This window comes from Desulforamulus putei DSM 12395, assembly GCF_900129195.1.
Taxonomy (GTDB): Bacteria; Bacillota; Desulfotomaculia; order Desulfotomaculales; family Desulfotomaculaceae; genus Desulfotomaculum; species Desulfotomaculum putei.
In genome coordinates, this window is sequence record NZ_FQUY01000048.1 from 1 (window position 1) to 6,787 (window position 6,787).

The 6,787-nt window shown below is 40.4% G+C and carries 11 protein-coding genes; 10 read left to right on the top strand and 1 reads right to left on the bottom strand.

The features are described 5' to 3' along the window. The 8 genes from BUB67_RS15550 to BUB67_RS15590 form a co-directional block, all read left to right on the top strand. The coding region (locus tag BUB67_RS15550; protein WP_143157119.1) for a CpaF/VirB11 family protein at window positions 1-582 on the top strand (582 nt) is incomplete at its 5' end. Further along, window positions 576-1,412, top strand: coding sequence for a type II secretion system F family protein (locus BUB67_RS15555; protein ID WP_073240278.1), 837 nt, complete (start codon window positions 576-578; stop codon window positions 1,410-1,412). The genes BUB67_RS15550 and BUB67_RS15555, both read left to right, overlap by 7 nt. Before the next feature lie 4 nt (window positions 1,413-1,416). Beyond that, window positions 1,417-2,235, top strand: coding sequence for a type II secretion system F family protein (locus BUB67_RS15560; protein WP_073240279.1), 819 nt, complete (start codon window positions 1,417-1,419; stop codon window positions 2,233-2,235). Between the two features lie 163 nt (window positions 2,236-2,398). Further along, complete coding sequence (locus BUB67_RS15565; RefSeq protein WP_073240287.1) at window positions 2,399-2,551, top strand: Flp family type IVb pilin; 153 nt, start codon at window positions 2,399-2,401, stop codon at window positions 2,549-2,551. Window positions 2,552-2,809: 258 nt separating this feature from the next. Further along, window positions 2,810-3,058, top strand: coding sequence for a hypothetical protein (locus BUB67_RS15575; protein WP_073240281.1), 249 nt, complete (start codon window positions 2,810-2,812; stop codon window positions 3,056-3,058). Between the two features lie 11 nt (window positions 3,059-3,069). After that, complete coding sequence (locus tag BUB67_RS15580) at window positions 3,070-3,561, top strand: prepilin peptidase (protein WP_073240282.1); 492 nt, start codon at window positions 3,070-3,072, stop codon at window positions 3,559-3,561. Window positions 3,562-3,603: 42 nt separating this feature from the next. Next, on the top strand, window positions 3,604-4,116 hold the full coding sequence (locus BUB67_RS15585) for a hypothetical protein (RefSeq protein ID WP_073240283.1): 513 nt from the start codon (window positions 3,604-3,606) through the stop codon (window positions 4,114-4,116). A 342-nt stretch (window positions 4,117-4,458) separates the two neighbouring features. Further along, entirely contained in the window at window positions 4,459-4,767 is a 309-nt protein-coding gene (locus BUB67_RS15590) for a hypothetical protein (protein ID WP_073240284.1), read from the top strand. Window positions 4,768-5,140: 373 nt separating this feature from the next. Here the strand turns inward: BUB67_RS15590 and BUB67_RS16270 are convergent, their stop codons facing one another. Further along, on the bottom strand, window positions 5,141-5,437 hold the full coding sequence (locus BUB67_RS16270; protein ID WP_143157120.1) for a hypothetical protein: 297 nt from the start codon (window positions 5,435-5,437) through the stop codon (window positions 5,141-5,143). Between the two features lie 692 nt (window positions 5,438-6,129). On the opposite strand from BUB67_RS16270, the gene BUB67_RS15600 reads away from it, so the two are divergent. Further along, window positions 6,130-6,510 carry a hypothetical protein gene (locus BUB67_RS15600; RefSeq protein WP_073240286.1) on the top strand — a complete coding sequence of 127 codons (381 nt, stop codon included), beginning with the start codon at window positions 6,130-6,132 and terminating at the stop codon, window positions 6,508-6,510. Further along, window positions 6,494-6,787, top strand: a 294-nt coding sequence (locus BUB67_RS15605) for a hypothetical protein (RefSeq protein ID WP_143157121.1), incomplete at its 3' end; no start/stop codon positions are given. The genes BUB67_RS15600 and BUB67_RS15605, both read left to right, overlap by 17 nt.

A 6,787-nucleotide genomic window follows, 5' to 3' on the forward strand; every position in this document is an offset into this window, starting at 1 on the left:
GAGAGCATTGTTACTATCGAGGATCCGGCAGAACTGCAATTACAGCACCCGGATGTTCGTTCGCTGGAAGCCAGACCCGCCAATAACGAGGGTCTGGGTGAAGTAACCATGCGGGAACTGGTGGCGGATGCCCTGCGGATGGCCCCAAAACGCATTATCGTGGGCGAGTGCCGCAAGGGAGAAACCTTTGATATGCTGCAGGCCATGAACACCGGACACGAAGGCAGTATGAACACCCTGCACGCCAACAGTGCTTACCTTGCAGGTAAACGTATGGTCAGCATGGTGCAGATGGCTGACATGGGCCTGCCCCATGATGCTATTGTGGAACTCTGCAGTGTGGTTGACATTATCGTACAGGCAGTTAAAGAACGCAAAACCGGCAAAAGAAGGATTGACCATATTGCCGAGGTAGTAGGGGTAAAAAGAAATGAAGAGGGAGTGCTGTCCCTGGATTTAAATTACTTGTGGCAGTATAACAAGGCTACTGGACAATTTGAGTGGGTGGCCGACAGATTTACCCGTCAAGAGGTCTTCATGGATGAAGGCAACTGGGTACCACCGGGGTGGTTAAAATGTTAACCCTGGCGGTGTTATGTATAAGCCTGGCGGTACTACTGTTGGTATTGGGGCCTAAACTGTCTCCGGTAACTAAAAAAGAAGTGAGAATAACCGACCAGCATATAGAGGTCAGTGATGGCAAAACAGCTAAAAACAACACCCTTTTGATTGCACTGCTTGGTAGTATCATCGGTGCAGTTTTGGCCTACGCTATCACAGGCAACCTGCTGTTAACACTGGTGGGGTTAAGCTGCGGGTACTTTGCTTTAAAATGGGCTAAGACTAAACGGGAACGGGAGAGATTGGAGCTTTTACAAAGCCAATACCCTGATGTACTCTCTCAGTTAGAGGCCGCCACAGCAGGCTCTCTAAACTCTTATCAAGCGTTGGAAGACGCCGTACCTAATCTGCCGCGGCCAGCTAGGGATATTTTTTATGAAGTTTTAACCATGACCCGGATATCAGGTGTCAATGTTAACGACGCTCTGGAAAAAGTTGCAGACGAAACCGGCTGGCATGATTTGAGAAGCCTGGCTATGGGCTTTCGACTGTCTACTAATATGGGCATTAACCTTTCCACTATCTGTAAGCATTTACTAGAATCTCACTACGAAAAAGAAAGCTATCGCGGGCAGATTAGAGGAGCTATTTCACAAAACATTATGACCATTCGGGTATTAAGCGGACTACCATTCCTTGTAATCGGCCTTGCCAGAATTTTTTCTCCCGAATTTGCGGAGCCGCTGTTTAATACACTGGGAGGAGTAATCTTCTTCCTGATCTGTGTAGGCATGATAGCCGCCGGGAATGTGGTGGCGAAGAAAATGATATACCGGACAATGGGGGGATAGCGTATTGGATGCCAGTATAACTGCCGCTGCACTGATAGCCGTATCTGTGCTGGCGGCCTTTGGAAAAGTTTTCACCAGAGACAGGCCCAATAAAAAATTAAAGGGCTGGCAAGTAGACGATCTGCTGACTAAAACAGGCACTAAAACGTCCGAAGAAAGCAGGATGCTTCTGAAAAGAAAACTCCTGCAGGCCGGCCTGGAAATGGAGCCGGAATACTTTGCCGGGCTGCAGTATGCACTGCCGTTGGTGAGTATTATTGTATTACTCCCTCTGGTCATGTTGGGTGTACTGCACATTTTACTGCTAATCATCATAGCTGTTATCCTTTTTGTGGCTCCCCGGGTGTGGTTGAACAGTAAAGTCAAAAACAGAGTGGCTGCCATAGAAAGGGAACTACCGGATTTCTGTACTGCTTTTGCTGCTGTATTGGAAGCCGGGGCTGACTGGCGCACGGCTATTAGAGAGGTAAGCTACAGTATGAAAGGGGATCTGTCCGCTGAGTTTACCAAAACCATGAACTATATTGATACAGGGAAACGCCCCGGCGATGCTCTGGCAGATATGGCTTACAGATGCGGAATTCCTGATTTAACGGACTTAATCAGGAAAATAGACCAGTCCCGCAGGTACGGTACAAGGCTGGCTGAAATTGTAAAAAACCATGCAGAAAAAATACTAACCCGCAGAAAACACGAGGGAACCAAAAAAGCCGGCGAATTGACCATTAAACTTCTTCCCATCATACTTTTTTTCTGTCTTTTACCTATGATGGGACTTTTATTTTTCCCGGTAATGTATCACCTGGGCAATGCTTTTGGTTAATACAAGGGGGTGGGAAAACTGCTCTGAAAACTGCCTGGTATAGATGAAAAATGCCAGGAATGTTACTACTGGCTTAAGAAATGCAAGGGTTTGGCAGTCCGCACAGAAAAAGACTACCAGAAAAAATGCAAGAAATCCTAAAAAAGAAAGGGGGAAAGGCATTATGAAAGAACTATGGATTAGCGAAGAAGGGCAGGGCATGGCAGAGTACGGCTTAATTATTGCCCTGATTGCCGTAGTGGTTATTGCTGCACTGACCATGATGGGGCAAAAGATTATGGCTAAGTTTACCGATGTGAATAATGCGTTAAATTAACGTAAAGCAAATCCGGGGAAATCCCCGGATTTTGTTTTTTAAGGAGGTGTTTGCGATCGGTGTCAGACTGGCCGGCTGGCTGGCCTTAATTTGTAATAGTATAGTTCTGATGATCATGGTTGGTGGAATATTTAAGCACTTACTCCAAAAGAAAACGACAATTTTGGTAATGCTGCTCATGGGAGGAGTTACTGCTGTGATTTTTTATGAAAATTATTATCTTTGGAGTGTGCTTAGAAAAAATTGAACTAATTAGGGGTGATTAAAATCGAACAAAACGGTATCGGGCTGGCCGGGTTGCTGGTCTTAATCGGTGGAGGCATAACTCTGGCCGCCCTAATTGGTGGTGTATATAAATTACTGAAACATTTTTTCTTAACCGCGGGATTGGAGCAGAGAAAGGCCGGGATACTTGCCGTATTCGTTTTGACCGGCTTTGCAGCTGTTGCTCTCTATAAAACAAGCAGTATATGGATGTATCTGCTGGAAAGGAGTGTCATGCAATAGAAACGTTATATATGCTTCCGGCCATCCTGCTGGTGGCAGTGGCCTCCTATACCGACATCAAAGAGGGGAAGATTTACAACAAGCATACCGTGCCGGTATTTGTAATCGGTATTATGCTGGCGGTTATACAGAAACGATACGATTTAATATTAGGCGCAGTGATAGCATTTGGCTTTTTCTATATCTTTTTTGCCTTTCCCGGTTTCGTTAACAAACTGGCAAAAGCCTTTGGATCTGTGCCGGTACCCGAAGGTAAAAGGGCCATGGGCGGCGGGGACGTAAAACTGGCCACAGCACTGGCGGTATATACGGGATACTTACCAGTGTTGTATGGCACAGCCCTGGGAGCATTAGCGGCAATTGTTATAAACGGCATCAAACTCTGGCGGGTAACAGGAACACCACAGTCAGTGCTCTACCTTGCAGCCGGGAAAATATCACAGCCGGTAGCCTTTGGGCCTTATTTGGGATTGGGAGTACTGGTGTGTTGGTTGCTTAGGTAAAAAATACCAGTCAGGAGGTGTAATTATGAAGGAGGGTAAAACGTGAAGCTAGAAATACCTAACCATGATTTTTTTACAAACACTGATGAGATGGCTAAATATGTAATCAACCTACTGGAAAACGAGACAACAAAATACCCTGATGTGATTTTTTCACAGCTAACTTTGTTTTTTAAAGATTATAATTCAGAAAACAGTTTTTTTACTACAATAAAAGACTTAATTCTTGATACTTACCCAAACAAAGGATTTGTTACACTTTTATCTACCGGCAACCAAAATTTCTGTAGTGATGAGAGAGTGAAAGAATACATCATAACATCAAGTAATATAGAAAAAATCATCGACCTGCTGTCGCATTTTTCTGACTTCCCACGTCCGGATTCAGTAAATGGGTGGAACGGATTGATAATACTCAGAATGGTTCAAGACCCTGCTGTTGCTCTCTATGTTTCATCCTACGCTAGATGTAGGAATCTTTTCTTAATTACAACAATATTGGATGAAAACAGAGATAATGAAGTGATCATATCGCCCGGGGAAAGTTGGTTATAAATACACCTTTATTTTCTGATGCCAAGAAAAATGTGGTAAAACAATTCAGCTTAATTGAAAACCCTTAAACTGCGGCAACAGTTTAAGGGTTCAAGATGAAAACCTCGGCAGGTCGAGGCAAGCGAGCCGTTTGTTGTTATCAGTATTCCCACTTATATTATGGATTTATCTTTTTGAAATGTCAAGGTTTGCAGTAAAAATATGGAAAACCACCCGGTCTTAATGGCCGGGTTTTTGTGTTTTTATGGGGGCATCTTGGCAAACTGGCTGTATCCCCTATTTTAAAATGGGGGGATTAGCCGGAGTTTATTATTCTAAAGCAAAATAGGGGGAGATATATTAATGTGTCATGAATTTATTGGTGTCATTGATACCTTTAATAAAATTTGCAGTAAAGGTTTACGTATATTTATAAGCCTTTTTTTTATTGTTTTACTTCTTGTAGTTGCAGTTATGGTAAGTTTACTTCGACTTAAAATTTTTTTACAAACAAACTTTGCAAGCCAAGAAATTATTGCAGATTTATTGCAAGGTTTTTTATGTGATATATTTTTAATGATATTTATTTGTTTAATTCTATTATGGCTATTTTTTATTGTGGCCGGCCTTTTTTTGTTAATTAAAACTGCTACATCACAGAAAGTAAAATAAGCGCAATATAATCAAATATAAAAATAATATTATTTACAATGTAGATTATAAATAATGTTATTACGTAAAGAATACCAATTATTAATGAAAAGCGAATAGATGATTTGGGAAATTTAATTGATACATATATATTAATTAATGACACAAAAGAAAATGTTAATGCGCAAGTTTTTTCTAATAAATTAGGGTCAACTACCCCCACTTATAGAAGTGGGGGCTTGCCCTGGCGGGGGCAGGGGAAACTAGCTGACTAGACGGTTCTCCGAAAGGAGAGCAGCGGCCCCGGTGGTTCTATTGTCGCGCCCCACGCGGGCGCGTGGATTGAAACATGGAAAAAAGCAGTCTAATCAGTACACGGCATTCCGCCCGCCGCCTATAGAGGCGGGGGAAACCTGCCGCAATTTTGTTGTAAAATACCAGTAAATAAACTATATATCTCAACAAATATTTGAGCCAAAGTTGATGGAGATACTAATATTCCTATTACTGTGTACTTTAAAATATCTAAGTGAAATTGAGGTTGTGGTGTATTCAAGAAAGGTAAATACTGGGAAGTAAAGCAGTATATTGCTTGAGCTAACTGCAAAAAGTAGTTTCCAGTAAAATTAATAATAATTGCTACAGATAAAGAAATTAAAAAGGGGGTTAATATATCTTTGTCGGCTTTCATAAGTATTCACCGGTTTAAAATAGGTATATCCCTATTTTTTTTGGTTATTTCCAATATTGCTATCTGGTCATTTAATGATATATTGGTCATTATTTTAAAAACTAGGTTCTGGCAGCAATATTCTGAATACCTTCTTATAACTACTGCAAAAATTTATTTTTTACTAAATGTAATTTACTTTTTGAGTTATCAGTTATTGGTTTTTTGGAGTTTGGGTTGGCTATATAATAAGATGCGAAATAAAGAGATTATAGGAATATTAAAAAAAGTTTTCACTTTCTGCACATCAAAACAAACGGTTGTTTTGGCACTTATTCTCTCACTTATATTTTCCCTATTCGTCATACCTGCATTGATTCCTATTCTACCAATAGAATTATTTATATTCCCTTCCCTTGTCGCTATTGTCATAATTATCTTGAGCAATTATTATAGACGGGAAAGAGGTCAATGACATTTTGATGGTTTTTCTTTCTAAATTTAAATGCGTGACCCCTTAAACTGCTGCAACAGTTTAAGGGGCCGTAATTAAAACCTCGGTAGTGTGAGGCACCCAAGCCGTTTTGTTGTTATCAGTATTCCCACTTATATTATGGATTTTTCTTTTTGAAATGTCAAGGCACATAGTAAAAATATGGAAACCACCCGGTCTTAATGGCCGGGTTTTTGTGTTTTATAGGGAGGGTTGAATAATGAAGAAAAAAAACATAACATTAAGTTATCTGAAAATATATTTTGACAGTGTAGTACAACGTGCAAAAGAAATGAGACCTTATATAGAGTATGGAGTCACCGATATTCCCTTAGACCTGCTTGTATGGGTTATATACTTAATATATTTCATTGCGTCCTTAATGAAATCGTGGAGTATTGGTTGGGCAGCAAAACCCATAGAAAAAGCTCTTAATGTAGGTGGATGGTTTATTGCAATTCAACTTTCTATAATTGCAATATTAATGCTATTTATAATTTGGAAGGACTTGGCAGATGAACGTCGAAACAATAGACCTCAATCGCCAATAACTTTAAAAGAAATAATTAAAAGAGAAATAGATTTTGAGAGATGGTGTTAAGATGCCTGGATTTACCTTAGCAGTCATGCTGTTTATTCTTTTCATATTCACTCCTGGGTCAGCAGCACTTTTTATATCAGGACGCTCCAGTTCACAGTATTCACTGCGAGAGACTTTTGCAATAGGTTCTCTTATATTTGTCGCAGCATTTTTATTTATTAACTTTTGGCAGGAAAACGCTATTAAACAATTTATTGATACTATGATGGCAGCAGCAGGAATTTCCGGTGGCATAATAAATATCAATATAATTAGCGAAATATTTATGATTGAAATT

Bases quoted from the DNA above. Each gene is read 5' to 3' on its own strand.
- BUB67_RS15555 (WP_073240278.1), top strand. From the start codon at position 576: ATGTTAACCCTGGCGGTGTTATGTATAAGCCTGGCGGTACTACTGTTG.
- BUB67_RS15565 (WP_073240287.1), top strand. From the start codon at position 2,399: ATGAAAGAACTATGGATTAGCGAAGAAGGGCAGGGCATGGCAGAGTAC.
- BUB67_RS15580 (WP_073240282.1), top strand. From the start codon at position 3,070: ATGCTTCCGGCCATCCTGCTGGTGGCAGTGGCCTCCTATACCGACATC.
- BUB67_RS15590 (WP_073240284.1), top strand. From the start codon at position 4,459: ATGTGTCATGAATTTATTGGTGTCATTGATACCTTTAATAAAATTTGC.
- BUB67_RS16270 (WP_143157120.1), bottom strand. From the start codon at position 5,437: ATGAAAGCCGACAAAGATATATTAACCCCCTTTTTAATTTCTTTATCT.
- BUB67_RS15600 (WP_073240286.1), top strand. From the start codon at position 6,130: ATGAAGAAAAAAAACATAACATTAAGTTATCTGAAAATATATTTTGAC.